24 protein-coding genes are annotated in these 25,588 nt (G+C 71.8%); 17 read left to right on the forward strand and 7 right to left on the reverse strand.

Annotated elements, in window-relative coordinates; translation table 11 throughout:
• Positions 1-247: 247 nt before the first annotated feature.
• On the reverse strand, positions 248-982 hold the full coding sequence (gene trhA, locus ACZ303_RS18880; RefSeq protein WP_467340285.1) for a PAQR family membrane homeostasis protein TrhA: 735 nt from the start codon (positions 980-982) through the stop codon (positions 248-250).
• A 264-nt stretch (positions 983-1,246) separates the two neighbouring features.
• On the opposite strand from trhA, the gene ACZ303_RS18885 reads away from it, so the two are divergent.
• Positions 1,247-3,076, forward strand: coding sequence for a phosphoenolpyruvate carboxykinase (GTP) (locus ACZ303_RS18885; protein ID WP_467340287.1), 1,830 nt, complete (start codon positions 1,247-1,249; stop codon positions 3,074-3,076).
• A 106-nt stretch (positions 3,077-3,182) separates the two neighbouring features.
• Positions 3,183-3,326: a hypothetical protein gene (locus tag ACZ303_RS18890; RefSeq protein WP_467340289.1), complete on the forward strand. Its 144-nt coding sequence runs from the start codon at positions 3,183-3,185 to the stop codon at positions 3,324-3,326.
• A 65-nt stretch (positions 3,327-3,391) separates the two neighbouring features.
• Here ACZ303_RS18890 and ACZ303_RS18895 read toward each other — a convergent pair whose 3' ends face one another.
• The 4 genes from ACZ303_RS18895 to ACZ303_RS18910 all read right to left on the reverse strand — a co-directional run bounded on the left by ACZ303_RS18895 (position 3,392) and on the right by ACZ303_RS18910 (position 8,228).
• Positions 3,392-3,814 (reverse strand): SCO4983 family protein, encoded by a 423-nt coding sequence (locus ACZ303_RS18895; RefSeq protein ID WP_467340291.1) that lies wholly within the window; start codon positions 3,812-3,814, stop codon positions 3,392-3,394.
• 105 nt (positions 3,815-3,919) lie between these two features.
• A complete protein-coding gene (locus ACZ303_RS18900; RefSeq protein WP_467340293.1) occupies positions 3,920-5,131 on the reverse strand; it encodes a pyridoxal phosphate-dependent aminotransferase in 1,212 nt (403 codons plus the stop codon).
• A 76-nt stretch (positions 5,132-5,207) separates the two neighbouring features.
• Positions 5,208-6,824, reverse strand: a complete 1,617-nt coding sequence (locus ACZ303_RS18905; protein WP_467340295.1) for an N-acyl-D-amino-acid deacylase family protein — start codon at positions 6,822-6,824, stop codon at positions 5,208-5,210.
• Positions 6,825-6,932: 108 nt separating this feature from the next.
• Positions 6,933-8,228 (reverse strand): alanine racemase, encoded by a 1,296-nt coding sequence (locus tag ACZ303_RS18910; protein ID WP_467340297.1) that lies wholly within the window; start codon positions 8,226-8,228, stop codon positions 6,933-6,935.
• A gap of 383 nt (positions 8,229-8,611) precedes the next feature.
• On the opposite strand from ACZ303_RS18910, the gene ACZ303_RS18915 reads away from it, so the two are divergent.
• Genes ACZ303_RS18915 through ACZ303_RS18925 form a run of 3 tightly spaced genes read left to right on the forward strand, consistent with a single transcriptional unit; the run spans position 8,612 to position 11,135 of the window.
• Positions 8,612-9,925, forward strand: coding sequence for a sugar kinase (locus ACZ303_RS18915; RefSeq protein ID WP_467340782.1), 1,314 nt, complete (start codon positions 8,612-8,614; stop codon positions 9,923-9,925).
• 35 nt (positions 9,926-9,960) lie between these two features.
• Positions 9,961-10,734 carry an IclR family transcriptional regulator gene (locus tag ACZ303_RS18920; protein ID WP_467340299.1) on the forward strand — a complete coding sequence of 258 codons (774 nt, stop codon included), beginning with the start codon at positions 9,961-9,963 and terminating at the stop codon, positions 10,732-10,734.
• Positions 10,731-11,135, forward strand: coding sequence for a RidA family protein (locus ACZ303_RS18925; RefSeq protein WP_467340301.1), 405 nt, complete (start codon positions 10,731-10,733; stop codon positions 11,133-11,135). The genes ACZ303_RS18920 and ACZ303_RS18925 overlap by 4 nt, the downstream gene beginning before the upstream one ends.
• A gap of 72 nt (positions 11,136-11,207) precedes the next feature.
• Here ACZ303_RS18925 and ACZ303_RS18930 read toward each other — a convergent pair whose 3' ends face one another.
• Positions 11,208-12,506: a M14 family metallopeptidase gene (locus ACZ303_RS18930; protein WP_467340303.1), complete on the reverse strand. Its 1,299-nt coding sequence runs from the start codon at positions 12,504-12,506 to the stop codon at positions 11,208-11,210.
• Between the two features lie 261 nt (positions 12,507-12,767).
• Between ACZ303_RS18930 and ACZ303_RS18935 the strand changes: the two genes are divergently transcribed.
• Positions 12,768-13,631 carry a trypsin-like serine peptidase gene (locus ACZ303_RS18935; protein ID WP_467340305.1) on the forward strand — a complete coding sequence of 288 codons (864 nt, stop codon included), beginning with the start codon at positions 12,768-12,770 and terminating at the stop codon, positions 13,629-13,631.
• A 64-nt stretch (positions 13,632-13,695) separates the two neighbouring features.
• On the opposite strand, the gene ACZ303_RS18940 is transcribed toward ACZ303_RS18935, so the two are convergent.
• On the reverse strand, positions 13,696-15,399 hold the full coding sequence (locus tag ACZ303_RS18940; protein ID WP_467340307.1) for a chitinase: 1,704 nt from the start codon (positions 15,397-15,399) through the stop codon (positions 13,696-13,698).
• A gap of 296 nt (positions 15,400-15,695) precedes the next feature.
• Here ACZ303_RS18940 and ACZ303_RS18945 point away from each other — a divergent pair, with 296 nt between their 5' ends.
• From ACZ303_RS18945 to ACZ303_RS18995, 11 genes are all read left to right on the forward strand, one after another.
• Entirely contained in the window at positions 15,696-16,580 is an 885-nt protein-coding gene (locus ACZ303_RS18945; protein ID WP_467340309.1) for a hypothetical protein, read from the forward strand.
• 69 nt (positions 16,581-16,649) lie between these two features.
• Entirely contained in the window at positions 16,650-17,375 is a 726-nt protein-coding gene (cpaB, locus tag ACZ303_RS18950; RefSeq protein ID WP_467340310.1) for a Flp pilus assembly protein CpaB, read from the forward strand.
• Positions 17,376-17,400: 25 nt separating this feature from the next.
• A complete protein-coding gene (locus ACZ303_RS18955; RefSeq protein ID WP_467340312.1) occupies positions 17,401-19,062 on the forward strand; it encodes an AAA family ATPase in 1,662 nt (553 codons plus the stop codon).
• A 112-nt stretch (positions 19,063-19,174) separates the two neighbouring features.
• The gene (locus ACZ303_RS18960; RefSeq protein ID WP_467340313.1) at positions 19,175-19,714 is read left to right on the forward strand and encodes a TadE family protein; all 540 of its coding nucleotides are present in this window, start codon (positions 19,175-19,177) and stop codon (positions 19,712-19,714) included.
• Positions 19,711-21,054: a CpaF family protein gene (locus tag ACZ303_RS18965; RefSeq protein WP_467340314.1), complete on the forward strand. Its 1,344-nt coding sequence runs from the start codon at positions 19,711-19,713 to the stop codon at positions 21,052-21,054. Before ACZ303_RS18960 ends, ACZ303_RS18965 begins: the two co-directional genes overlap by 4 nt.
• 7 nt (positions 21,055-21,061) lie before the next feature.
• Positions 21,062-22,000, forward strand: a complete 939-nt coding sequence (locus ACZ303_RS18970; RefSeq protein ID WP_467340316.1) for a type II secretion system F family protein — start codon at positions 21,062-21,064, stop codon at positions 21,998-22,000.
• A gap of 12 nt (positions 22,001-22,012) precedes the next feature.
• A complete protein-coding gene (locus tag ACZ303_RS18975) occupies positions 22,013-22,906 on the forward strand; it encodes a DUF5936 domain-containing protein (protein ID WP_467340318.1) in 894 nt (297 codons plus the stop codon).
• A 204-nt stretch (positions 22,907-23,110) separates the two neighbouring features.
• Positions 23,111-23,275: a Flp family type IVb pilin gene (locus ACZ303_RS18980; protein ID WP_467340320.1), complete on the forward strand. Its 165-nt coding sequence runs from the start codon at positions 23,111-23,113 to the stop codon at positions 23,273-23,275.
• Positions 23,272-23,967 carry a pilus assembly protein TadG-related protein gene (locus ACZ303_RS18985; RefSeq protein ID WP_467340784.1) on the forward strand — a complete coding sequence of 232 codons (696 nt, stop codon included), beginning with the start codon at positions 23,272-23,274 and terminating at the stop codon, positions 23,965-23,967. Before ACZ303_RS18980 ends, ACZ303_RS18985 begins: the two co-directional genes overlap by 4 nt.
• A gap of 162 nt (positions 23,968-24,129) precedes the next feature.
• Positions 24,130-24,723 carry a hypothetical protein gene (locus ACZ303_RS18990; RefSeq protein ID WP_467340322.1) on the forward strand — a complete coding sequence of 198 codons (594 nt, stop codon included), beginning with the start codon at positions 24,130-24,132 and terminating at the stop codon, positions 24,721-24,723.
• 67 nt (positions 24,724-24,790) lie between these two features.
• On the forward strand, positions 24,791-25,441 hold the full coding sequence (locus ACZ303_RS18995) for an OmpA family protein (protein ID WP_467340786.1): 651 nt from the start codon (positions 24,791-24,793) through the stop codon (positions 25,439-25,441).
• Positions 25,442-25,588: the final 147 nt, after the last annotated feature.

A 25,588-nucleotide genomic window follows, 5' to 3' on the forward strand; every position in this document is an offset into this window, starting at 1 on the left:
GTGTGGTGGGCAGGGGTTCGGTCAGTGACGATCGAAGGGGGTGGCTATGGGAGCCATGGTGAACGCCGTCGCGGTGCTGATGGGGGCGCTGAGCATCGGCGGGTTCGTGGTCGTGGGGGAGATCGCGGTGTTGCTGGTGGTGCTGGCCGGTGTGGGTGTCCTGACATGGCGAGTGGCCGTGGCCTCACGGCCACGGCCACTGGGGACGTCGGTGTCGGGCACTCCGGCGCGCCCGGCGCCGGGCCGCTCAACCGTGCGAATAGGCCACCAGAGAGATGCCCACGTAATGCACGATGAACGCCGCCAGGGTCAGTGAGTGGAAGACCTCGTGGAAGCCGAACCACCGCGGCGAGGGGTTGGGGCGCTTCATCCCGTAGATCACGCCGCCCGCGCTGTAGAGCAGGCCGCCGACGATCACCAGGACGAGCACGGCGACGCCGCCCTTGCGCATGAAGTCCGGGAGGAAGAAGACCGCGGCCCAGCCCATGGCGATGTAGCAGGGGGTGTAGAGCCAGCGCGGCGCGCCGACCCAGAAGACGCGGAAGGCGATCCCCGCGATGGCGGCGCCCCAGACGGCCCACAGCAGCACCTGCCCCCGGCCGCCGGGGACGAGCAGCATGGTCAGCGGGGTATAGGTGCCGGCGATGATCAGGAAGATATTGGCGTGATCGAGCCGACGGAGCACGGCGTTGACGCGTGGGCTCCAGTCGCCCCGGTGGTAGAGGGCGCTGATGCCGAACAGCAGGCAGGCCGAGAGCACGTAGACCGCGCACGCGATCCGGCCGCGGGTGCTGTCCGCGAGGGCGGTGAGGAAGATGCCGGCGATCACTACGGCGGGGAACATCCCGGCGTGCAGCCAGCCGCGCAGTCGCGGCTTGACGGGCGTCGACGGGTCGGGATGCGAGGCGGCGTCGAGGGCGGCGGCCGCGGCGCCGGCGGGAGCGGGCTGCGCGGGAAGCGCTGCGTCGGGCGCGGAAGTCATGGCGGCCATGGTACCTACGGCACCGTAAGTTACGGATCAGTATCACGTGGCGATGGTCACGGGAGCGCCCCCTGGACAGAACCGGAATGGAGTCGGATGATCAAATGAGTGCGGGCGGCACCGGATGAGCGGTCACGAAGCGTCTGGGTCGCAGCCCCCAAGGGGCACCTTCCAGCAGCGGACCGAGCGGGCGAAACGGCGAGGTTCGGCAACCCTCAACATCTGACGCCGGGGCAGCGTGGTTTCCGGCGGGACGGAGCGATCGTGGCGCGCAGCAATGCGGCTCCCACCACCCTCACCAACCACCAGGAGCTGATCTCCTGGGTCGACGAGATCGCCGCCCTCACCGAGCCGGACCAGGTCGTCTGGTGCGACGGTTCCGAGGCCGAGTACGAGCGCCTGTGCGAGGAGCTCGTCGCCAAGGGCACCTTCAAGAAGCTGGACCCGGTCAAGCGCCCCAACTCCTACTACGCCGCCTCCGACCCCAGCGACGTGGCGCGCGTCGAGGACCGCACCTTCATCTGCTCCGAGAAGGAGGAGGACGCGGGCCCGACCAACCACTGGAAGGCCCCCGCCGAGATGCGGGAGATCTTCGCGGGCAAGGACGGTCAGGGCGGCATCTTCCGCGGCTCGATGCGCGGCCGCACCCTGTACGTCGTGCCCTTCTGCATGGGCCCGGTCGGCTCGCCGCTGTCCGCCATCGGTGTGGAGATCACCGACTCGGCCTACGTCGCCGTGTCGATGCGCACCATGACCCGCATGGGCCAGGCCGTCCTCGACGAGCTCGGCACCGACGGCTTCTTCGTCAAGGCCGTCCACACCCTCGGCGCCCCGCTCGCCGAGGGCGAGGCCGACGTTCCCTGGCCGTGCAACACCACCAAGTACATCTCGCACTTCCCCGAGGACCGCGAGATCTGGTCCTACGGCTCCGGCTACGGCGGCAACGCCCTGCTGGGCAAGAAGTGCTACGCGCTGCGCATCGCGTCCGTGATGGCCCGCGACAACGGCTGGCTCGCCGAGCACATGCTCATCCTCAAGCTCACGCCGCCGCAGGGCGAGTCGCGGTACGTCGCGGCCGCCTTCCCGTCCGCCTGCGGCAAGACCAACCTCGCGATGCTGGAGCCCACCATCTCCGGCTGGACGGTGGAGACCATCGGCGACGACATCGCCTGGATGCGCTTCGGCGAGGACGGCCGCCTCTACGCCATCAACCCCGAGGCCGGCTTCTTCGGCGTCGCGCCCGGCACCGGCGAGCACACCAACGCCAACGCCATGAAGACCATGTGGGGCAACTCCGTCTTCACCAACGTCGCCCTCACCGACGACGGCGACGTGTGGTGGGAGGGCATGACCGAGGAGCAGCCCGCGCACCTGACCGACTGGAAGGGCAACGACTGGACCCCGGCGTCCGGGACCCCCGCCGCCCACCCCAACGCCCGCTTCACCGTCCCCGCCTCGCAGTGCCCGATCATCGCGCCCGAGTGGGAGGACCCCAAGGGCGTGCCGATCTCGGCGATCCTCTTCGGCGGCCGCCGCGCCTCGGCCGTGCCGCTGGTGACCGAGTCCTTCGACTGGCAGCACGGAGTCTTCCTCGGTGCCAACGTCGCCTCCGAGAAGACCGCCGCCGCCGAGGGCAAGGTCGGCGAGCTGCGCCGCGACCCCTTCGCCATGCTGCCGTTCTGCGGCTACAACATGGGCGACTACATGGGCCACTGGCTGGAGGTCGGCAAGAGCAAGGACCAGGCCAAGCTGCCGAAGATCTACTACGTCAACTGGTTCCGCAAGGACGCCGAGGGCCGGTTCGTGTGGCCGGGCTTCGGCGAGAACAGCCGCGTGCTGAAGTGGATCGTCGACCGCCTCGACGGCAAGGCCGAGGGTGTCGAGACCCCCATCGGCATCCTGCCGACGAAGGAGGCGCTCGACACCGCCGGTCTCGACCTGACCGACAGCGAGCTCGACTTCCTGCTCACCGTCGACAAGGACGTGTGGCGCGAGGAGGCGTCGCTGATCCCCGAGCACCTCAACACCTTCGGAGACCACACGCCGAAGGAGCTGTGGGACGAGTACCGCGCGCTGATCAAGCGCCTGGGCTGACCGTTCCCGCCCGGCCCGCCCCGGCTCCCCGGGGCGGGCACCGGCTCCCCATGTGCCCGGCCCCGCACGGAGTCTGACGCCTCACCAGAAGGCGCGTGGCCCCTGCATGCTGGCAGCCGACGGTACGTTCCACGTCGTCGACACCCCCCGGGCGGGCGGCCCCACGACGTACACCGTCAGCTGGAACGGTGACGACGCGCACGAGGGCTCGTCGGCGACGGCCACGGTGCGGGTCGACCTCCGCTACTGAGCGGGCGGAGCGTGCGCGGCCCCCTCGTCCCCGGGACAGGGGGGCCGCGCCTCGGCGGTTTCAGATCACGCCGCGTCCGGGATGCCGAGGGCGCCCGCGTGGGAGCGCAGGCGCTCGGCCGCCAGTTTCGTGCCCGTCTCGTCCGCGCGGGACGTGGCCACGACCAGCGCCTGACCGGCCAGGGTGTGGGCGCGCTGGTGGAGGGCGGTGACGCGGTCCGGGCCGGCGCCCGTCGTGGTGGGGGTGGCCCTCAGGGGCGAGCGACCGTCGTTCAGGGCGGCGACCCGGTCCGCCAGGCGCTGCGCGGCCTGGTCCAGATCGGGGTCGGGTGCCAGGGCGCGCAGCTCGTCGGTGACGGTCAGCAGCGCGGTGAGATGTCCGGCGAGCCGGATGTCCAGCTCCTCCTCGCGGGAGCGGTGCGGTCCGCGGCCCCCGCGTCCCGGCTCGGCCATGGTGTGGACCGATTTCGTGCGGATCGGCTCGTACATGGATGGCCTCCTGCAATGACTGAGAAGGCCATCCTAACTTAGACGGCGTCTAAAGTTGTTTTGCTTACAAATCAGATCTTGGTCGGAGGCACCGCGGGGGCCGGCTCAGGGCTGGCTGTAGCCGTCCAGGAACGTCCCGATGCGCGTCACGGCGTCCGCCAGATCCTTGGTGCTGGGCAGCGTGACCAGGCGGAAGTGGTCCGGCTCCGGCCAGTTGAAGCCCGTGCCGTGCACCACCATGATCTTCTCGGCGCGCAGCAGGTCCAGCACCATCTGCCGGTCGTCCTTGATCTTGTAGACCTTCGGGTCGAGCTTCGGGAAGGCGTACAGCGCGCCCTTGGGCTTCACGCAGCTCACGCCCGGGATCTGGGTCAGCAGCTCGTACGCGACGTCGCGCTGCTCCCGCAGCCGCCCGCCCGGCAGCACCAGGTCGTTGATCGACTGCCGGCCGCCGAGGGCGGTGGCCACCGCGTGCTGCGCCGGCATGTTCGCGCACAGGCGCATGTTGGCGAGGATCGTCAGACCCTCGATGTAGCTGTCGGCGTGCGCCTTCGGACCGCAGACCGCCATCCAGCCGCTGCGGTAGCCCGCGACCCGGTAGGACTTCGACAGGCCGTTGAAGGTGAGCGTCAGCAGGTCCGGGGCGATGGCGGCGGTCGGGGTGTGCGTCACGCCGTCGTAGAGGATCTTGTCGTAGATCTCGTCGGAGCAGACGATCAGGTTGTGGCGGCGGGCGATCTCCGTCAGGCCGCGCAGCATCTCGTCGTCGTAGACCGCACCCGTGGGGTTGTTGGGGTTGATGATGACGATGGCCTTGGTGCGGTCGGTGACCTTGCGCTCGATGTCGGCCAGGTCCGGCATCCAGTCCGCCTGCTCGTCACAGCGGTAGTGCACGGCCGTGCCGCCCGCGAGGGACACCGACGCCGTCCACAGCGGATAGTCCGGCGCCGGGACGAGGACCTCGTCGCCGTCGTCGAGGAGCGCCTGCATCGACATCTGGATCAGCTCCGAGACGCCGTTGCCGAGGTAGACGTCCTCGACGGACAGCTCGATGCCCTTGGTCTCGTAGTGCTGCACCACCGCGCGCCGGGCGGACGGCAGGCCCTTGGCGTCGCCGTAGCCGTGCGCGTCACCGACGTTGCGCAGCATGTCCTCGAGGATCTCGGGCGGGCACTCGAAACCGAACGTCGCGGGGTTGCCCGTGTTGAGCTTGAGGATGCGGTGACCTGCCGCTTCCAGCCGCATCGCCTCCTCGAGCACCGGGCCACGGATTTCGTAGCAGACATTGGCGAGCTTCGTTGACTGGATCACCTGCATGACGGCCACCATACGGGCGCGCCGGAGTCGTCGCGCGGGGTTTCCCGTCACACCGGAAGAGCTCGCTCCGGGTGGATCAGCCCACCGGGGCGCGCCGCACCGTCCGCCCGGCGAGGGCGTCCGTCCGGTGCCCGTCTTCCATCACAAAGCGTCCGGCAATCAGGACATAAGGAATGCCGGTCGGAAGCGTCCGAGGGGCTTCGAAAGTGGCACCCGAGGCCACCGTCTCGGGATCGAAGAGCACCAGGTCGGCGCGGTATCCCTCGCGTACGAACCCCCGGTCCGGCAGCCTCAGCCGGGCCGCGGGCCGGGACGTGAGATGCGCCACGCACTCCTCCAGATGAAGCACGCCCAGCTCACGGGCGTAGCGGCCCAGGTACCGCGGAAACGTTCCGTACGCGCGCGGGTGCGGTTTGGCGCCCTGGAGGATGCCGTCGCTGCCGCCGGTGTGCGCCCGGTGCCGCATGATCGCCCGTACGTTCTCCTCGTGGCCGACGTGCTGGAGGATCGTCGTCCCCAGCCGGTCGGCGAGCAGCAGCCTGCGCGCCGTGTCCCACGGCTCCTCGCGGCGCTCGCGCGCGGTGGCGGCGACGGTCCTGCCCACGTGTTCCGCCTGCTCCGGGTGCGCGACGCCGGAGATCTCGACGGTGTCCCAGTCGATCGGCACGCCGTGGCAGCCGTCCGCGCCCTCGACCTCCAGCACCCGCCGGATCCGCTCGGCCGCCGCGTCGTCCCGCAGCCGTGCCAGGGTCGCCTCCGGGCCGCCCTCGGTCGCCCAGCTCGGCAGCACGGCGACGAGCGTGGTGCAGCCCGGCGTGTACGGATAGGTGTCCAGGGATATGTCGGCGCCGTCCGCGAGCGCGGCGTCGAGGAGGGCCAGCAGCTCGGGGGCGCGGCCCTTGTTCATGCCGAAGTTCAGCACCGCGTGCGCCAGGTGCAGCGCGCAGCCGGCCTCGCGGGTCAGGGCGACCATCTCCTCGTACGCCGCGAGCGCGCCCGCCCCGTACGAGCGGTGGTGCGGGCAGTAGTAGCCGCCGTACGCCGCCACGACCCGGCACAGCTCGGTCAGCTCGGCGTCACCGGCGTACATGCCGGGCGTATAGGTGAGCCCGGACGACATCCCGACGGCGCCCTGTTCCATCCCTTCGGCGACCAGCCGCCGCATGCGCGCGAGTTCGCCGTCCGTGGCCGCGCGGTCATCCCAGCCGACGGCGAGCATCCGCACGGTGCCCTGCGGGACGAGATAGGCGGCGTTGACGGCGATCCCCTCGCCGCCGAAGCCGTGGTCGAGACGGTCGAGGTACTCCCCGACGCTCCGCCAGGTGAAGTCGACGCCGGAGCCGTCGCCGTTCCACCCGGTGATCTGCGTGCGGACCTCGGCGAGGGTCCGGTCGTCGACGGGCGCGTACGACAGGCCGTCCTGGCCGATGACCTCCAGGGTCACCCCCTGCGCGGCCTTCGCCTCGTGGGAGGGGTCGGTGAGGAGGGCGAGGTCGCTGTGGGCGTGCATGTCGATGAACCCGGGGGCCAGGGCGAGGCCGTCGGCGTCCACGGTGCGTCGGGCGGTCGGGCGGGGGCCGTCGCCTTCGCGTCGGATCTCGGCGATCCGGCCGCCGGTCAGGCCGATGTCCGCCCGGTAGGCGGGGCCTGCTGTGCCGTCGATGACGTGGGCGTCGCGGATGACCAAGTCCATGTGGATGCCTGTCTGTCGAAGACTCGAATCCGTCGAAGACTCGAAGGCTGTCCCCGATCGCCGGACGGGCTCGGTCGTCGACCCCGTCCGGCCCATCGACGGCCGGGTCTAGAAGAACGTGCGGACGTAATCCGTGACCGTGCCGTCCTCCGTCACCAGGGGAATCAGCTGCCACTTGTCGAACACCGTGCACGGGTGCGACAGCCCCAGCCCCACCCAGTCCCCGACCTCCAGCTCCGTACCCGCGCCGCCTTCGAGCTCCACGAACGCGTGCTGGTCGGCCAGCCGGGTGACGGTCATGCCCTCGGCCGGGCGCAGGGAGCCGTCGCGGGCGGAGCGTACGACCTGGGGCTCGGGCAGGCCGAGGTCGTACGGGGCGTCGCGCTTGCCCGCGTTGAGGAAGGCCTGGCCCGGCTCCGGCCGCGACACGACCTGGGCCCACAGCCGGAAGGCGGGGCGCAGGACACCCTCGTCGGGGTGGCGGTTGAAGGGGGTCTTGTGGCGGTACGTGCCGTCGTCATGGGTGACGTACGCGCCGGAGCGCAGCAGCTTGAGCACCGGCGCGGACAGCGCGGGAAGCTCCGCGAAGACCTCGGCGACCGCGTCGAACCACGCGCTGCCGCCCGCGCTGACGACGATCTCCTCGACGTCAGCGAACCGTCCCGCCTTGTCGAACTCGACCGCGAGCCCGGTCAGTCGCCGCAGCCAGGCCCGTACGAGCTCGCCGTCGGCGTCCGGGATCTCCGCCTCGTAGCCGCCGACGCCCACCAGACGCAGAGTGCTCGCGGCGGCCACCGCGTCGGCGACGGCCACGCACTCGGCCTCGGTGCGCACGCCCGTACGGCCGCCATCGGCGCCCAGCTCGACGACGACGTCGAGGGGGCGGGGGGCGCCCGCCTCGCGCAGGGCGGCGTCCATCAGCTCCACGCCGCGCACGGAGTCGACGTAGGTGATGAGCCGGAAGTCCGGATCGGCGGCGAGCTCGGCGGCGAGCAGGCGCAGGGCGGCGGCGTCCACGACCTCGTTGGCGAGGAAGATCCGCCGGATGCCGAAGGCGCGGTAGACGCGGACCTGGGCGGGGGTCGCGGCGGTGATCCCCCAGGCGCCGTGGTCGAGCTGACGCGCGAACAGCCACGGGGCCATGGAGGTCTTGCCGTGCGGGGCGAAGGCGAGGCCGTGCCCGGCGGACCAGCGCTCCATGAGGGCGAGGTTGTGATCGAGCGCCTCGGCGGAGAGGGCGAGCACGGGGGTGGTGAAGCCGCCGGTGAACAGCGAGCGGCGCTCGGCGGCCAGTTCGCCGACGGTCAGGCCCTCCGCGTCGGGCGGCAGGCCCTTGAAGCGGTGGTCGAGACGGTCCTCGGCGAGGCGGGCGACCGCGGCTTCGTCGAAGAGTTCGGCGGCCATGGAGTCTCCAGAAAATAGAGTTGCAGTATGCGCAACGCTCATTGCATATAACGCTCAGCGCTGTCTAACATCCCGGCTGGGGCCGGGTCAACGGTCCTCCGGGCTTCCCGGAAGGCCGTCCGGGAGACCGTCACACAAACCGCATAAAGCGCAGATCAAGGAACCACTGGTCGGGATGGGCCGGCCGATCAGGATGCGTCGAGCAAGGGTTCGTCGAGCGAGGACGCGTTGAACAAGGATGCGTCGAGCAAGGGCACGCCGACCAGGATGCGTCGAGCAAGGATGCGTCGATCAAGGAGCGAGAGCCGACCGTGACCGCCAGCGACCCGAGTCCGAGTCCGTGTTCGTGTCCGCATCCGCGTCCGTCGGACGTCGCGTCGGACATCGACGTCGTGTGCCTCGGCGAGTCCATGGTCACCTTCCGCCCCTCACGGCCCGGGCGCCTCGCCGAGGTGCCGTCCTTCGACCGGGGCATCGGGGGAGCGGAATCGAACGTCGCCTGTGTCCTCGCGGCGGCCGGGCACCGGACCCGGTGGATCGGGCGGGTCGGTACGGACGGCTTCGGCGACCACGTGGTGGAGACGATCGCCGCGTACGGGGTGGACGTCTCGGCGGTGCGGCGCGATCCGCGGCGGCCCACGGGCATCTACTTCCGCACGGCGGGGGAGCGGCGGGTCACGGACGCGGGCGGGGGCGGAATCGCGGAGCGGGAGGCGTGGGGTGGAGAGGACGCGCCCGGCGTGACGCCGTACGCGGGCGCGGCGGACCGGCCCGCGCCCGAGGGCACGGCGCCCGCGCCCTTCCCGGTCCCGAGCGCCCCCGCACCCCTCGCCGAAGTGGCCTATTACCGTGCCTGTTCGGCCGCCTCGGCCATGTCGCCCGCGCTGATCCCGCGCGCGACGGCGTGGGCGGGCCGCGTCCTGCACCTCACCGGCATCACGGCCGCGCTCTCCGCCGACTGCCTCGCGCTGCTCCGTGAGCTGACCGGGCGCGGTGCCGGCCGGCCCTTCATCTCCTTCGACGTCAACTACCGCGTCGGACTCTGGCAGGGGGCCGACGGCGGCGCGGACGTCCTCGCCGAGCTCGCGCGCCGCTGCGACCTCGTCCTCGTCGGTGAGGACGAGGCGGAGGCGGCGTGGGGGCTGCGCGGCGCCGACGCGATCCGGGCGGCGCTGCCCGAACCGGGGATCCTGGTCGTCAAGCGGGGCGCGGCGGGCGCCACGGCGTACGTCCGCGAGTCCGGCGCCGACGCGTGGACCTCTGGGACCGGCCTCGGGCCGCTGCCTCCACGAACCCCGGCCGACCTCGCTCTCGCGGCGTCGACCGACGCCGTCGCGCCCCCGCCCGGAGCCCCGCCTGCCTTTGGGATCACCGCCGTCCCAGGGCCCCCCGCCGACCACGTAGTCTCCGCCCCCGCGCCCCGCGTCGACGTCGTCGCGCCCGTCGGTGCCGGGGACGCCTTCGCCGCCGGGTTCCTGTCCGGGACGCTGCGCGGGCTGCCCGTGGTGGAGCGGCTGCGGCACGGGCATCTCATGGCCGCCGCCGTGCTCACCGCGCCCGGTGACCTCGCCGGGCCGCCCTCGCGGGAGCACGCCGACCGGCTCGTGGCCCTCGACGACGGCGCGTGGGGGAGGCTGCGGCTCGGCCGGGGCTGGACCGGGCGCGCCGACACCGCCGGGCGGTCCCGCACCTCATGAACCACGCCCCACGCACCAGAAGCGAGACCCCTCCCATGAGCCAGACCGTCGACCGGGCCCTGAGCATCCTGCCGCTCCTCGCCGAGGGCCCCGCCAACCTCGAACAGGTGGCGAACCGACTCGGCGTCCACAAGTCGACCGCGCTGCGCCTGCTGCGCACCCTGCACGAACACGGCTTCGTCTACCGCCAGCAGGACCAGCGGTACCGCCTCGGCGCCCGCCTGTTCGCCCTCGCCCAGCAGGCCGTCGAGAGCCTCGACGTACGGGAGATCGCCCACCCCCACCTCGTCGCGCTCAACGAGAGCTGCGGACACACCGTGCACCTCGCCGTGTACGAGGAGAACGAGGTGCTCTACATCGACAAGGTCGAGAGCCGCTACCCCGTACGGATGTACTCCCGCATCGGCAAGCCTGTCGCGATCACCGTCGCGGCCGTCGCCAAGCTGCTCCTCGCCGATCTGCCCGAGGCCGAGCGGCGGGCCGTCGCCGAGCGGCTCGACTACCCGGCCTACACCGCCCGCTCGACGCCGAACGCCGCCGCCTTCCTCAAGGAGCTGGCGACCGTGCGCGAGCGGGGCTGGGCCACCGACCTCGGCGGCCACGAGGAGTCCATCAACTGCGTCGGGGCGCCCATTCGCGGCGCGGACGGGCGCACCGTCGCCGCCTGCTCGATCTCCGCGCCCAATGTCGTCGTCACCGCCGAGGAACTCATCGCCCTCCTGCCGCTGCTGCGCCGCACCGCCGACGCCATCAGCGCGGAGTACTCCGGCACCACCTCACCCACGACACCCACGAAGGCAGCGCCATGACTCGGAAGACCGCCGTCACCCCCGTCGGCCACACCGCACCGCCCGCCAAGTTCTCGCACGGTGTACGCAAGGGCAACATCCTCCAGGTCGCCGGCCAGGTCGGCTTCCTGCCCGCCGAGCCGGGCGGGGCACCCACCGTCGCCGGACCGACCCTGCGCGAGCAGACCCTCCAGACCCTCGCCAACGTCCGGGCCGTCCTGGAAGCGGGCGGCGCGACGTGGGAGGACGTGGTGATGCTCCGCGTCTACCTCACCGACCCCGCGCACTTCGCCGAGCTGAACACCCTCTACAACGACTACTTCGCCGACCTCAAGGAGGTCCCGTCGGCCCGTACGACCGTCTATGTCGGCCTGCCCGATGACCTGCTGATCGAGATGGACGCGCTCGCCGTCCTCGACTGACGCGCGTCGGCACGCGCGGGAGCGCGGCCCCGCCGGATCCGCTGATCGGGCGGGGCCGCCTCCCGTAAGACGTCACGTGCAGTACTGCTGCTCCTTGCCGATCGCCCGGTACATGCAGTCGGAGTTCTCCAGGAGCTGGAGCACCGCGTCGCGGTTGCGCGCCGTCTCCCGGTCGATCACCTCGTCGGGCGGGTAGAAGCCGCCGCCCGCGCCGTTCTCACCCGGGTACATCTCGAAGGTGTAGGCGAAGATCTTCTGGTTGCCCCACAGCCAGTCGTCGATCGTCCCGTCGGTGATGTAGAGGTCGCTGGACTGCTCGGGGGTGTAGTGGTTGCTGGCGGCCATGGACTTGCCGATGGTGGCGTAGACGTCGTGCTCGTCCTGCGTCATGCCCGGGCCGGTGTCGTTGTACGTGTAGCCGAACGGCCACAGCACCAGCTCGCTGTAGGTGTGGAAGTCGATCGCGGACTTGATCTGCTGCTTCCCGCCGACGACGCGGCCGCGGACGAAGTCGGCGACGACCTTCACCTCGGGCGCGGACTCGGGGGCCGTGCCGCGATAGGTCTCGGACCCGGTGCTGCCGGAGGAGCCGTTGCAGCAGCCCCACTTGAAGTTCCAGTTGCGGTTCAGGTCGGTGCCTCGGCTACTGGATCCCGCGTTGGGCTGGCGGTTCTTGCGCCAGCTGCGGTACGAGCCGCTCGCGATGTCGTACTCGCCGCCGTCGGGGTTGACGTCGGGCACGACCCAGATCTCACGGCTGTCGACCATCTTGGTCACGCGCGGGTCGGTGCCGTATTTGGAGCCGAACTCCTTGAGCAGGTAGAGCGCCATCTCCACGGTCAGGTGCTCGCGCGCGTGCTGGTGGGCGGTGAAGAGCACCTCGGGCTCGTTCTCGTCCGCGGCCACGTTCTTGCTGATCTTCACGGCGACGATGTCGCGGCCCTCGTAGGACTTGCCGATGACCTTCTTGCTCATGATGGCCGGGTGCGCGGCGACGCCGGCGTCGATCTCGGCCATGGCCTCCGCGTAGTTGTGGTACTTCGCGTCGGCCGGCGGGAAGTCGAACGGTTTGGCGGCCTTGCCGTCCGAGCGGTCCGGGGGCCCGGGGAGGGCTCGTACCCGGTAGCCGAGCAGGCGGATGCGCTCGGCCTGCGCGGCGTCGGCGGTGATGACGACGGAGCCGTTCCGGACGGCGTCGATGGCCGCGCCGGTCGCGGCCACGGCGGTGCGCTCGGCGGCGGTACGAGGGCCGGTGACCTCGTACGTGTGCGAGCTCCGCTCCTCACCGCGGGAGGCGGCGGGAACGGCGAGAGCGAGGGTGAGGACGGCGGCCAGGGCGGTGCCCCATCTGCCGTGGGATCGCAGTCGCATGCGGTCTCCTGGGGGGTTCCGGTCGTGCGACGAGTGGGGGAGAGAGGTGGGGGTGAGTGGGGGGTGTGCGTGTGGCCAGTGTCGAGAGATGGCATGCGCACGTCAATGCTCGAACGAAGGGCGGAACAAGCCAACTTCCCTTCCTCTCCCGGCCGATTGATTGCGCGCACCCACACCGGCACCAACAATGCACATGTCAAAACTGAAGGGATGCTTCGGTTCCGAGGCGACCCACCCCCCATCCGAGAGGAACCACCCCCCATGAGACGACCTCTCGTCGGCGCGCTCGCGACGCTGCTCCTCACCGGCGCGACCGTGGCCGGTGCCGGCACCGCCACGGCCGCGCCCCAGGCGGCCGCCAAGGCCAGACCCAAGGCCGTCGACTTCGCGGGCACCGTCGCGCTCAGCAACTGCTCCGGATCGCTGATCCGCATGCCCAGCTCCACCGACACCGACCCCGCCCTGGTGATGACCAACGGCCACTGTCTGGAGACCGGCATGCCGGACGCCGGCGAGGTCATCACCGACCGGCCGTCCAGCCGCACGTTCAGCCTGCTCAACTCCACCGCGGGCAAGGTCGCCACCCTGCGCGCGGTCAAGGTCTCGTACGCGACGATGACCGACACCGACGTCACCCTGTACCAACTCGACACCACCTACGCGCAGATCAAACAGCGGTACAACATCAACGCGCTCAGCCTGTCGGCCGACCACCCCGCCACCGGCACGCCGATCAAGGTCGTCTCCGGCTACTGGAAGCGGATCTACTCCTGCAACGTCGACGGGTTCGTCTACCGACTCCGTGAGGGCGACTGGACCTGGAAGGACTCCCTCCGCTACACCTCGTCGTGCGACACGATAGGCGGAACGTCCGGCTCTCCCGTCGTCGACACGACCACGGGCAAGGTCGTCGCCATCAATAACACCGGCAACGAGAGCGGCCAGCGCTGCACGGTCAACAATCCGTGCGAGGTCGACGAGAACGGCAAGGTCACCGTCCGCCAGGGCATCAATTACGCCCAGCAGACGTACGGCATAGCCAAGTGCGTCGGCATCGGCAACAAGCTCGACCTCGGCCTGCCGGGGTGCGCGCTCCCCAAGCCGACGGCCGCGGCCCGACGCTGAACCGCACGTCCTCGATCGCCGGACGGGCCCGTGGACCCCGTCCGGCGATCGAGGGCGGCTCCGCCTACGGCAACCCGTGCACGTGCGGGCCCACGCCGTTGGACCAGGCGTTGCCATTGCTCGCGTCCCAGTTCGTCGACCAGGTCATCGCGCCCCTGATCCCCGGATACGTCTTCGCGGGCTTGAACGATCCGCAGTCCGTGCCCTTGGCGAGGCAGTCGAGGGCGTTGTTGACGACGGACGGCGCCACATAGCCGCTGCCCGCGCCTCGTGTCGACGCGGGCAGGCCCAGCCCGACCTGTGAGGGCGCGAGGCCGCCTTCGAGCTGGATGCAGGCCAGCGCGGTGAGGAAGTCGACCGTGCCCTGCGAGTAGACCTTGCCGTCACAGCCGTTCATCGAACCGCTGTTGTAATACTGCGTGTTGACGACGGTCAGGATGTCCTTGATGTTCAGCGCGGTCTTGAAGTAACCGGCCGACGTCGACTGCATGTCGATGGTCTGCGGCGCCATGGTGATCACGAGCTTGCTGCCCGCCTTCGCCGACAGCGCGCGCAGTGCCTGCGTCATATAGGTGGGGTTCAGCCCGTTCTCCAGGTCGATGTCGACGCCGTTGAAGCCGTACTTCCGCATCAGGGCATGGACGCTGTCGGCGAAGTTGGCGGCAGAGGTGGCGTCGTTGACGGTGACGGTGCCCCGTTCGCCGCCTATGGAGAGGACGACGTTTTTTCCGGCTGACTGTTTGGCGGCGATGTCGGCTTTAAACGCCTCTTCCGTGTATTTCAGCGCCGGGTCGAGGGTGAAGTCGACCGCCCCCGGTGTGGTCGTGGCGTCCGCGAAGGCCACCGCGATGATGTCGTACTGGCTCGGGACGTCGCTGATGCGCTGGACCGTCGCGCCGTTGTCGAAGTTCTGCCAGTAGCCCGTGACGGCGTGCTTGGGCACGGCAGGCCCGTCGCCGCCGCCCGCCGTGGTGGTGGCGGTCACCTCCGCCGACCTCGGCGACTCGCCCGCCGCGTTGGTCGCCGTCACCTGGAACCGGTACGAGGTGGAGGGCGCGAGGCCCGTAGCGGTCGCCGAAGTGCCGCTGACCGACAGCAGCTTCGTACCGTCCTGGTAGAGGTTGTAGCCGGTCGCGCCGGTCACCGGGTTCCACGACAGGCCGACGGAGGAGGAGGTGGCCGCCCCGGCCGTGAGGCCGCCCGGGGCGCCGGGAACCGGCTCGCCCGGGTCGCCGCCGCCCGGACCCGTCAGGGTGACGTCGTCGGCGAAGTAGGCGGGCTGCCCGTACCAGCCGTGCGTGTAGAGGGTCACCGAGGTGGTGTTCGCGCCGGTCGTGAAGGAGGTGCTCAACTGCTGCCAGCCGCTCGCGGACGGCGTCCACGTCGACACGTCCGTGGTCCCGGTGCCGCTCGCGCCCAGGTACACGTACGAGCCCTGTACCCACGCGCTCAGCGTGTACGAGGAGTTGGGCCGCACGGTGACGGTCTGCGCGCACCTGGCGTTGTCGGAACCGGCGGGGGTGGCCCTGAGGGCGGCCGTTCCGCCGTGCACGGGCGAGGTGACCGCCGTACCGCTGTCACCCGTACAGGTCCAATACGAGAGCCCGGACTCGAAGCCGGGGTTCCTGGCGAGATTGGCGTCGGCCGCGCGGGCGGTGGCACCGGTGCCGGCGCCGACGAGGCCGCCGGCCGCGAGGAGGGCGGTGGCGAGGGCGCCGACCAGGCGCCGTCTGTTTCCGGAAATCGGCGTGCGTATCGCACGGTCCACGACTGCCTCCGGTGGGAAGGGAGTTGAGGGGTGGGGAGAGGAGGATCAGGGGATGAGCTGTGGGGGACGGCTGTCGCCGTTTGGCGTAAAGATGGTCTAGGCCAATACATCCGTCAATACGTGCGGCAAAGGTTCCGGGGAAGACTCCCAGGCCACCGCGGGAGCGCCTCGGTAAACCCCGAGGACCGGTTCTCAGCCGCTCCATTCGTGGATAAAGTGCGGAGGCACCAGCACAGGGCAGTATCGATCTGCGTCCGCCGCAGCCCCCCGCGGCCGGAGTGAACGGGGAAGCCGACGTGCCCATCGCGATAGCAGTCACCAGTCCCGACCTGGTGCTCCCACCGCCCGATGGACAGACCCCCGCCGCCGCCGTCTTCCAGCCGCCCGAGGCGCAGCCGCTGGAGACCGCCGTCACCCAGACGGCCATCCTGCTCGACCAGTGCGGCTATGTGGTCACGCTCTACCCCGACGCGCTGCCCGCCCGGTACGTCCAGCGCCTCCACACGATCCGCTCCGTCCTGGAGAGCGACCGACTGGCGCTGTTACCCATCGCGCTGCCACCCCTGGCCGTCGGGGTGCTGGCGCGCCAGCTCCGCCAGCTGTCCGTCTCCGACCTGAGCCCCGGTGTGCTCGCCTCCGCGGCCCGGCTGCTCACCCACTACATCTACGCCGGCGCCCAGCTCTCCAGCGTCGCCCGCCTCGACCGGGTGGACGTCGGCCTCGGCACCCACCTGGCGTCCCTCCTGCCCGGCGCCCGGTTCGCCGTCCTCGTCAACCCCGCGCCCCGGCTCATCAAGGTCAGCGACGGCGAGGCCCCCGAGGGCCCCGGCTTCGGCACACGGCTGACGGTCGCCCGCGCCGGACCCACCAAGGGCGTCGACTGGGTCCTGGGGACCCTCGCCCACCGCTGGCACGTCGAGGGCGTCCAGGAGACGGGGCTGCCCGCCGCCTCCGGGCGCTGGTGGGGCGCCCGGGGCACCGTCGAGTTCGCGGCCGCCATCTCCGACCCCAGCGTGCTCTACCAGCTCGTGTCGTCCGTCAGGAGGGAGCAGTGCCACTGGTGCGGCCTCGAACTCATCGGTGACCGCTGCGCGTTCTGCGCCGGCCCGCTGCCGCGCACCGACGCCGGCCGCGCCCTGGACCCGCCCGGCCGCGCGGCCGGCGCCCTGGCCGGCCGCTGACCCGACGCCCTCGCCGCAGAGACCCCACCGGTCAGCCCGGTCACATCCCCGAACGAGGTTCGCCGCCCCATGAATTCACGTCAGCGCCGCGGGATCATCCTGCTGCTCCTGTCGGTCCTGTGCGCACTCGGCGCTTTCGCCGGCGTCTTCGCGGTCGTCCACGACGCCGAGTCCAAGGTCGGCCCCGAGACCACCGCCTACCGGCTGCGCGCCGACATCCCCGCCTACCAGTCCCTCGAACGCTCCAAGGGCAGCTTCGAGCGGATCTCGATGCCCAAGCGCTGGCTGCCCTCCACGGCCGTCACCGACCTCGCCGCCCTCGACGGCAAGATCGCCGTCACCCCGTTGCGGAAGGGCTCCCTCCTCCAGCGGGACATGGTCGTCGACCGGCCGGAGCTCAAGCCCGGCCAGCAGGAGATCGCCATCATGATCGACGCGGCGACGGGGGTCGCGGGCAAGATCAACCCCGGGTCGAGGGTCAACATCTACGCCACCTTCGACGGCAAGGAGTCCGGCGCCAAGCCCGTCTCCCGGATCATGGTCGGCAACGCCCAGGTCATCGCCGTCGGCAAGATGAAGCCCCTCGACCGCGACGCCGGAGGCGGCACCTCGGCCACCACCCGGCGGGGCGGCGAGGTCGTGCCGATCACCTTCGCCCTGAGCACGGCGGACGCCCAGCGCGTCGCCTACGCCGAGTCCTTCGCCTCCCACGTCCGGCTCGCCCTGATCGCCCCGGGCGACGACGGCCAGATCGGCGGCGGCGACCGCACGTACACGCTCGACGGCGACAAATAGAGGCACAGGAGAGGCAAGGGACACGGTGACGATCAGAATCCTCCCGGCCATCGGCGACCCGGACGCCGCCCGCGCCATCGGCGGGCTGCTCGGCCAGCTCCCCGGCGTCGAGCCACTTCGGACCGCCGGCGACTCCACACGCCTCCTCGACACCCTCGCCGTCCTGGCCGCCGCCTCGGTCGAGGAACTCCCCGAGGTCGTCCTCGTCCATGAGCGCCTGGGGCCCTTGCCCGCGCTCGAACTCATCCGTGAAGTGGCCCTGCGCTTCCCCGCCACCGGCGTCGTGATGGTCACCGCGACCCCGGGGCCCGCGCTCTACGCCGCCGCCATGGACGCCGGCGCCCGCGGCCTCGCCGCACTGCCGCTCTCCTACGACGAGCTGGGCGCCCGCGTGCAGGCCGCCGCCCACTGGGCCACCGGCGTCCGCCGACACCTGGGCGGCGGCGCCGACACCCTCACCGGCGGCGGGCCCGGCGGGAGCCTCGTCGCGGTCATCGGCGCCAAGGGCGGCGTCGGCACGACCGTCACCGCCGTCCAGCTCGCCTTGGCCGCGTGCGCCGCCGGACGCGCCGTCGCCCTGGTCGACATGGACCTCCAGTCCGGTGACGTCGCCTCCTATCTGGACGTCCAGTTCCGCCGCTCCATCGCCGACCTGGCCGGCATCAGCGACATCTCCCCGCGCGTCCTCCAGGACGCCGTCTTCCCGCACCCCACCGGGCTCGGCCTGCTGCTCGCCCCCGCCGAGGGCGAGCGCGGCGAGGAGGTCGGCGACCTCGCCGCCCGGCAGATCGCCGGCGCGCTGCGGAGCCGGTACGAACTGGTCGTCGTCGACTGCGGCACCCAGATCACCGCCGCGGGCGCCGCCGTCGTCGAGACCGCCGACGTGGCCCTGCTCGTCACGACGCCGGACGTGGTGTCCGTACGGGCCGCCAAGCGCATGGTGCGGCTGTGGGAGCGGCTGCAGATCCGCAAGGCGGAGGAGACCACGACCGTCGTCAACCGCCACACCCGCGGCGGCGAGATCCAGCCTCCCCTCGTCGAGCGCACCACGGGCACGAGGACCGCCCGTACCGCCATTCCCGCCGGCTACAAGGACCTCCAGCCCGCCGTCGACTCCGGCCGGATGCAGGACCTCGACCCCAAGTCCCCCGTCCGGCAGGCGTTCCGGACGCTCGCCGGCGAGCTGGGGCTCGCCACCGCGGCGGACGCCGGACCTCCGCGCGGCGCCGCGCACGCCGACCGCTCGCTCACCGGCGGGCTGCGCCGCCGCCGGGCCATAGGGGCCGGCGGCACCGGCCCCGACCAGCTCGCGCCCGTACCGGCCCCCCGCTTCCGGCGGCGCGGGGGAGGGGACCGGGGACAGGTCGCCGTGGAGTTCCTCGGCGTCCTCCCGCTGGTCCTGCTGGCGCTGGCGGTGGTCTGGCAGTGCGTCCTGATCGGCTACACCTACTCCCTCGCCGGGGACGCGGCGGACAAGGGCGCGCGGGCGGGCGCGGTCGGCGGCGACTGTGTGTCCGCGGCGCGGGCGGACGTACCGGGGGCCTGGGGCGGCGACGGCATCGGCTGCGGCGAGGAGGACGGCGTCTACCGCGCCCGGGTGTCACTGTCGGTCCCGGTCCTCTTCCCCGGGGCCGTCAACTGGCCCTGGACGGTGGAGGGCTCGGCCGGTGCGGCGAGGGAGGACTGAGGTGGGGGAGGCAAGCGCCGCCGGGGCGAGGGGGCGGCCGGGAGCTCGTACGGCCCTATGGGGCTCGCGGACGCCGGTCGACGCTGCCGGGCGGCCCGCGACCCGCCGAGGGGTGTCCGACGCGCGGGCCGCGGGCCGGGCGTACGCCGCTGGGCGCGCGGACGCCCGAACGCCCCCGCGGAACGTCCTACGAGCTCGGGCGGGCGCCCCCGGCCCGCGCGTCGGACACCCCGCTCCGCGTCACCCCCGCCGAGGGGGCCGCGACCGCGGCTCCGCCTCCATCGAGCTCATCGGGTTCCTGCCGGTTCTGCTGCTCGTCGGGCTCGCCGCGATCCAGCTCGGCCTCGCCGCGTACGCCACCCAGCAGGCCGGCAGCGCGGCGCGCGCGGCGGCCCGTACGGCGTCGCTGGACGACCCGCGTGTGTCGCCGGGCGCCGCCGGGCGGGCGGCGCTCAGCGGCTGGCTGCGGACGGACGGCGCCCCGGACGCGCCCCCGTGCGACGGCGCCGCGCGCACGACCGCCACCGTCACCGTCGAGATCCCGTCCGTCCTCCCCTTCCTCGGGGACCGGACCGTCACCCGCCGGGCCACCATGCCCTGCCCCACCGACCCGGTCACCGGCCCGTACCCGAAACCGAGGAGTGCGCCATGAGCCTGCGGGCACGGATCGCCGCCCCGGAAGCGCCGCCCGACGGCCGGGAGTCGAGTCATCTCGTCCCGGTCTACCGGGCGAAGCTGCTGGAGGAGATCGACCTCGCCGAGATGTCGGCGCTCGCGGCGGCCGAGCGCCGCACCCGGCTGGAGCGCGTCCTCGGCCACATCATCAGCCGCGAGGGCCCGGTGCTGTCCACCGCCGAGCGCGACCGGCTCATCCGGCGCGTCGTGGACGAGGCGCTGGGCCTCGGCGTCCTCGAACCGCTCCTCGAAGACCCCTCGGTCACCGAGATCATGGTCAACGGGCCCGATCAGATCTTCGTCGAGCGGGCCGGGCGGGTCGAGCTCGTACCCGTGCGCTTCGCCTCCAACGAGCAGCTGATGCAGACCATCGAGCGCATCGTCTCCACCGTCAACCGCCGTGTGGACGAGTCGAATCCGATGGTGGACGCCCGGTTGCCCAGCGGTGAGCGCGTCAACGTCATCATCCCCCCGCTGGCCCTCAACGGCGCCACGCTGACCATCCGCCGCTTCCCGCGCGCGTACACCCTGAACGAGCTCATCGGCATGGGCACGCTGGACGAGCGGATGCTGCTGCTGCTCTCCGCGCTCGTCCGGGCGAAGTTCAACGTGGTGGTCTCCGGGCCGACCGGCTCCGGCAAGACGACGCTCCTGAACGCCCTCTCCGGACTGATCCCGGAGGGGGAGCGCATCATCACCGTCGAGGACGCGGCCGAGCTCCAGCTCCAGCAGGCGCACGTCATCCGCCTCGAATCGCGACCGCCGAACGTCGAGGGCAAGGGCCGGATCACCATTCGCGACCTCGTACGCAACTCCCTGCGCATGCGCCCCGACCGCATCATTGTCGGCGAGGTGCGCGGCGGCGAGACCCTCGACATGCTCCAGGCCATGTCCACCGGCCACGACGGCTCGCTCGCCACCGTCCACGCCAACAGCGCCGAGGACGCCCTGATGCGGCTCCAGACGCTGGCATCGATGTCCGAGGTCAAGATCCCCTACGAGGCGCTGCGCGACCAGATCAACAGCGCCGTCGACTGCCTGATCCAGCTCACCCGGCACCCCGACGGCTCGCGGCGCGTCACCGAGATCGCGCTCCTCGACTCGCACGGCCGGGAGGACTACCGGCTGGCGACCGTCTGCCGCTTCGACGCCCTGCCGATGGACGCGGACCGCGTCGTGCGCGGCCGGTTCTCGTGCTTCCCCGTCCCCGAGCGCGTCGCCGAACGGCTGCGGCTGGCGAACGAGTCCGTGCCACCGGCCTTCGGCGTCGCCGCGTTCCCCGACGAGCTCACCACCCGAGAGGCGAGGCAGAGGTAGCGGAGCCATGGACACTCTCGTCATGCTGACGGCCGGCGCCACCCTGCTGTGCTGCGCGCTGGGCATCGCCGGCCTGCTGGTGTACGCGGCCGGGAAGGAGCAGCGGCGGGCGCTGGTCGACCGGCTCTCGGACGCCCCGGCCCTGCCGCCCGCCGGTCGCGCCCGCCACTTCGCGGGCCTCGACCGGCGGCTGCGGGCCACCCGCGCGGGCGGTCGGCTGGAACTGCGGCTCGCCTCGACCGGGCTGGATGTCACGCCCGCCGAGTTCACGGCCTGCACGGTCGCGGCGGCGGCCGGCCTGTGGCTGGTCGCGGCCGCCGCCCTCGCGCCGTTCTTCGGGCCGCTGGCCGGCGTCGTCGCCGTCTGGTCCGCCTCCGCCTTCCTGAGCTGGCAGCGCCGCAAGCGCATCGAGAAGTTCATCAACCAGCTCCCCGAGCTCTCCCGCATCCTCGCCAACGCCACCCAGGCCGGCCTCGCCCTGCGGACGGCCCTGAGCATGGCGGCCGACGAGATGGAGGCCCCGGCGGGCGAGGAGCTCGGCAAGGTCGCCGACAAGCTGGCCGTCGGACACTCCGTCGACGACGCGCTCGGCGAACTGGCCGACCGGCTGCCCTCGCGCGAGCTGGTGGTGCTGGTGACGACGCTGGTGCTCGCCAACCGGGCCGGCGGCACGGTCGTCAGCTCGCTGCGCAACCTCACCCAGACGCTGGAGGAGCGCAAGGAGACGCGGCGCGAGGTCCGCACGCAGCTGTCGCAGGTGACCGTCACGGCCTACGTCGTACCGCTGATGGGCATCGGCACGCTGCTGCTGATGGACCGGGTCGCACCCGGCTCCATCGACCGGATGACCTCCACCTTCCTGGGCCAGGCGGCCGTCGTCGCCGCGTTCTGCCTGTACGGGCTCGGCTTCGTCGTCATCCGCCGCATGTCGAAGATCGACGTCTGAGGGGCTGACCGGATGGGCATGGGGTTTCTGCTGGGACTGCTGGTCGCGCTGTCCGTGGTCGGCGTCTGCGCCGGGCTGGCCCTGTACCGCGGCGAGGCCAGGCTGCCGCCGGACCTCGCGCTGGCGCTGGAAGTCGGCGCGACGCGCACCACGGCCGTGGGCTCGGCCGTCGACCGGCTGGGCATGCGGTACGCACCGCTGGTGCTGCGGATGATGGGCGACAAGCGGGTGGCGAAGGTCCGCGGCCGCATCGACCGGGCCGGCAACCCCGGCGGGCTGACGGTCGACCGCTACGCGGCGCGGCGCGCGGTCTACGGCTTCCTCGGCTTCGGCGGCGCGCTGGTGATGCTGCTCGACGGGCGGCTGCTCCTCGCGCTGCTGCTGGGCGCCTTCGGCCTGTTCTGGATCGAGGTCGGCATCTGGGCGGCGGTTCGCGAACGCAAGGACGCGATCGACCGGACGCTGCCGGACTTCCTGGACGTCCTGGCGGTCGTGGTGAGCGCGGGACTGAGCTTCCGGCAGGCGCTGGACCGGGTGTCCGAGCGGTACGAGGGGCCGTGGGCGGACGAACTGCGGATCACCCTCCGCCAGATGGACATGGGCGTCAGCCGCCGCCAGGCCTTCGAGGAGCTGCGCAGACGCAATGACTCCGAACAAGTCGCCCAGTTCGTCACCGCGTTGCAGCAAGGCGAGGAGCTCGGCGCGCCGATCGTCGACACGCTGATCGCCATCGCCAACGACATGCGCCGCACCGACGCCCAGCGGGCGCGCCGCCGCGCGGCCCGGGCCGTACCGAAGGCGACCGTCGTGATCACCACCTTCATGGTGCCGGGCACGATGATCCTGCTGGTGGCGGGCTTCTTCCTGGGGTCGGGAACGGACTTCGGCTCTCTCACGGGGAGGTGAGGAGGGTGAAGCGCGCGAGCCGTGCGGGTGGTGAGTGGCGTATGAGGGTATCGATGCGCCAACTCCCTTTAACGAGAGGTGAATCGTGTGGTGCGCTCTGTTCCGCGGCTGCTGATCCGGCGTACGTTTCTTGTGCCGCGAGCGGCGCCACGGGGAGGGACCGGCCGGGCCGGACGGGGCCGGCTGCCGATGGAGGGGAAGACGATGGGCAAGCGCTTCTTGGGAAACGACCGCGGTCAGACCGCGATCGAGTATCTGGGCATCATCGCCGTCGTGGTGGCGATCGTCCTGGTCCTGACCCGGACGGATTTCGGCAGCGCGATCGCGAGCGCCATCTCCGACAAGATCTCCGAGGTGACCAGCGGCTGACGGGCCGCCGCGGCGACGCCGGCCAGGCGTTCCCTCTCTACATCACGGCCGTGGCGGGCCTGCTCTTCCTGGCCCTGGCGTTCTTCGCGGTGGGCCGGGCGGGAGCCGACAAGAACGGCGCGCAGACGGCGGCCGACGCCGCGGCCCTCGCCGCCGCCCAGAGCTACCGGGACCAGCTGCGCACGGGTCTGCTGGCCGCCGTGGGCGGAGCGGCGGGCGCCCCATGGGAGGACTGGCTGACCGGCCGGGCCGGCCGGCCCGACGCGGCCTGCGACGAGGCCGCCTCGTACGCGCAGGGCAACGGCGCCGACCTGGTGGGCGGCTGCACCGCGTCCGAGAACGGACTGCCCGCCTCCTTCACCGTCTCCGTACGGGCGACCGAGCCCGTCGGCCGGTCGGTCGTCCCGGGCACCGAGAACACCTACGCGACGGCGACGGCGAGGGCGGTGGTGGAACCGCGGTGCGCCGCGAAGCCGCCCGGGAGCGGGAAGCCACCGGAGACACCGAAGCCGACTGGGAGTCCGAAGCCGCCTGGGGATCCGGCCCCTTCCGGGAGTTCGAAGCCACCCGAGAGTCCGGCGCCGGTGGTCGAGATCGTGTGCGGAGGCGAAGTGGTGACGATCGACCTGAAGCACCCCGAGGATCTCGCACGGGTGACCCGTGCGCTCTTCAGGGTGCGGCTCGCCGAATGACCGCCGACCGCGCGGTCTGCCCTCCGCCCGTCGACCGCTCCTCCGACCGGACGCCGACCGACCTCGCCGGCAGACCTCCCTGACCGACCTCCCTGACCGACCTCCCTGTCCGATCCGTTGACCTATCCGCCGCCTCCGGCGACGAACGAAGGAACGCGACCCATGAGCATGCGGCACACGACGAAGGCCCGCAGAGGCGTGGCCGTGGCGGCGCTCGCGGCCGTCCTGGCGCTGACCGCGGGGGGATGCGGCGAGGGCGGCGGGGACGGCGGGGACGGCGGCAAGGGGGCCAAGGGCGGCGGGTCCGCGGAGAAATCGTCCGGCCCACAAGGTCGGGCGGACAAGCCCGCGCCCCGGTCGGCCGACGCGATAGGCGAGATGAAGGGGCCGGACGGTGTCGTCATCACGCTCACCTCCGCCGAGCGGGACACGGGCGGCTTCGTGACGGTGAACGGGACGCTGACCAACGGCGGCACGAAGCCCTTCAACGCGATCCACTGGCTCTCGAAGGAGACGGAGATGAAGTCCCGTTCGTCCGTCTCCGGTGCGTCCCTGGTCGACCAGGCGAGCAAGAAGCGCTATCTGGTCCTGCGCGACACCGACGGCGAGTGTCTGTGCAGCACGGGTCTGACGAACATCAAGCCCAAGGAGAGCCGGCCCGTCTTCGCCCAGTTCCCGGCGCCCCCGGCGAACGTCACGGACGTCGACTTCCAGCTGCCCACCATGCCGTCCGTCCGCGTCAAGATCTCAGGGTGACCGGCGCATGCCGACGCATCGCACGCTGACGCACCGCGTGCCGGCCGACCGGGTCCTGCCCGACCGCATGCCGCCCTGGCGCGTGTCGGTCCACCGCCCGGCGACGACGCTCCGCGTCCGCCGTGGTGCGGCCGTCGCCGCCGCCGTGGTCGCGCTCCTGGTCTCCGGCCCGCCCGCGGCCCCCGCGCACGCGGACAGCGGCCCGGGCAGCCCCGCCGACACCACCCCGCCCGTGAAGATCGACGGGCGGGACCCCGACCTCAAGATGCGCTCCGGGGCCCAACTGGCGCCGGGCCGCGTCCTGGACATCAAGTCCGTGGTCGAGACGGACAACGGCGACGAGCGCCGCGAGGACACCAACGTCGACGTCACCTTCGCCCTCCAGGCCGAGGTCCTCTTCGACAAGGACAGCGCCCGCCTCGGCCCCGAGGCCACCACCCGCATCCGCGTCATCGCCGACGAGATCAGGAAGCAGGGCGCCACCACCCTGCGCGTCTTCGGCTTCACCGACAACCTCGGCTCCACCGCCCACGGCCTGACCCTGTCGAAGGAACGCGCCAACGCTGTGCAACAGCAACTCGCGAAGAACGTGGGCTCGTCCTCCCTCACCTACCAGATACGCGGTTACGGCGAGCAGTACCCCATCGCCGACAACGCCACGGAAGAGGGCCGCAAGAAGAACCGGCGCGTCGAGGTCAGCTTCCCCCGGCACCGCTGACTCCGCCTCGCGCTCGGGTTATCCACAGGGCTCGCGCGAAGGGCGGTGGTTGGGGTGTCCTGGGGAGGTGAAGGCAGACCACCAGGGGTTGCGCGAGCTCGCCGCCGCACAGGACGGCGTCGCCGCCGAGCTCACCGCCCTCGGAGG

This window comes from Streptomyces sp. NPDC023527 (assembly GCF_055560115.1).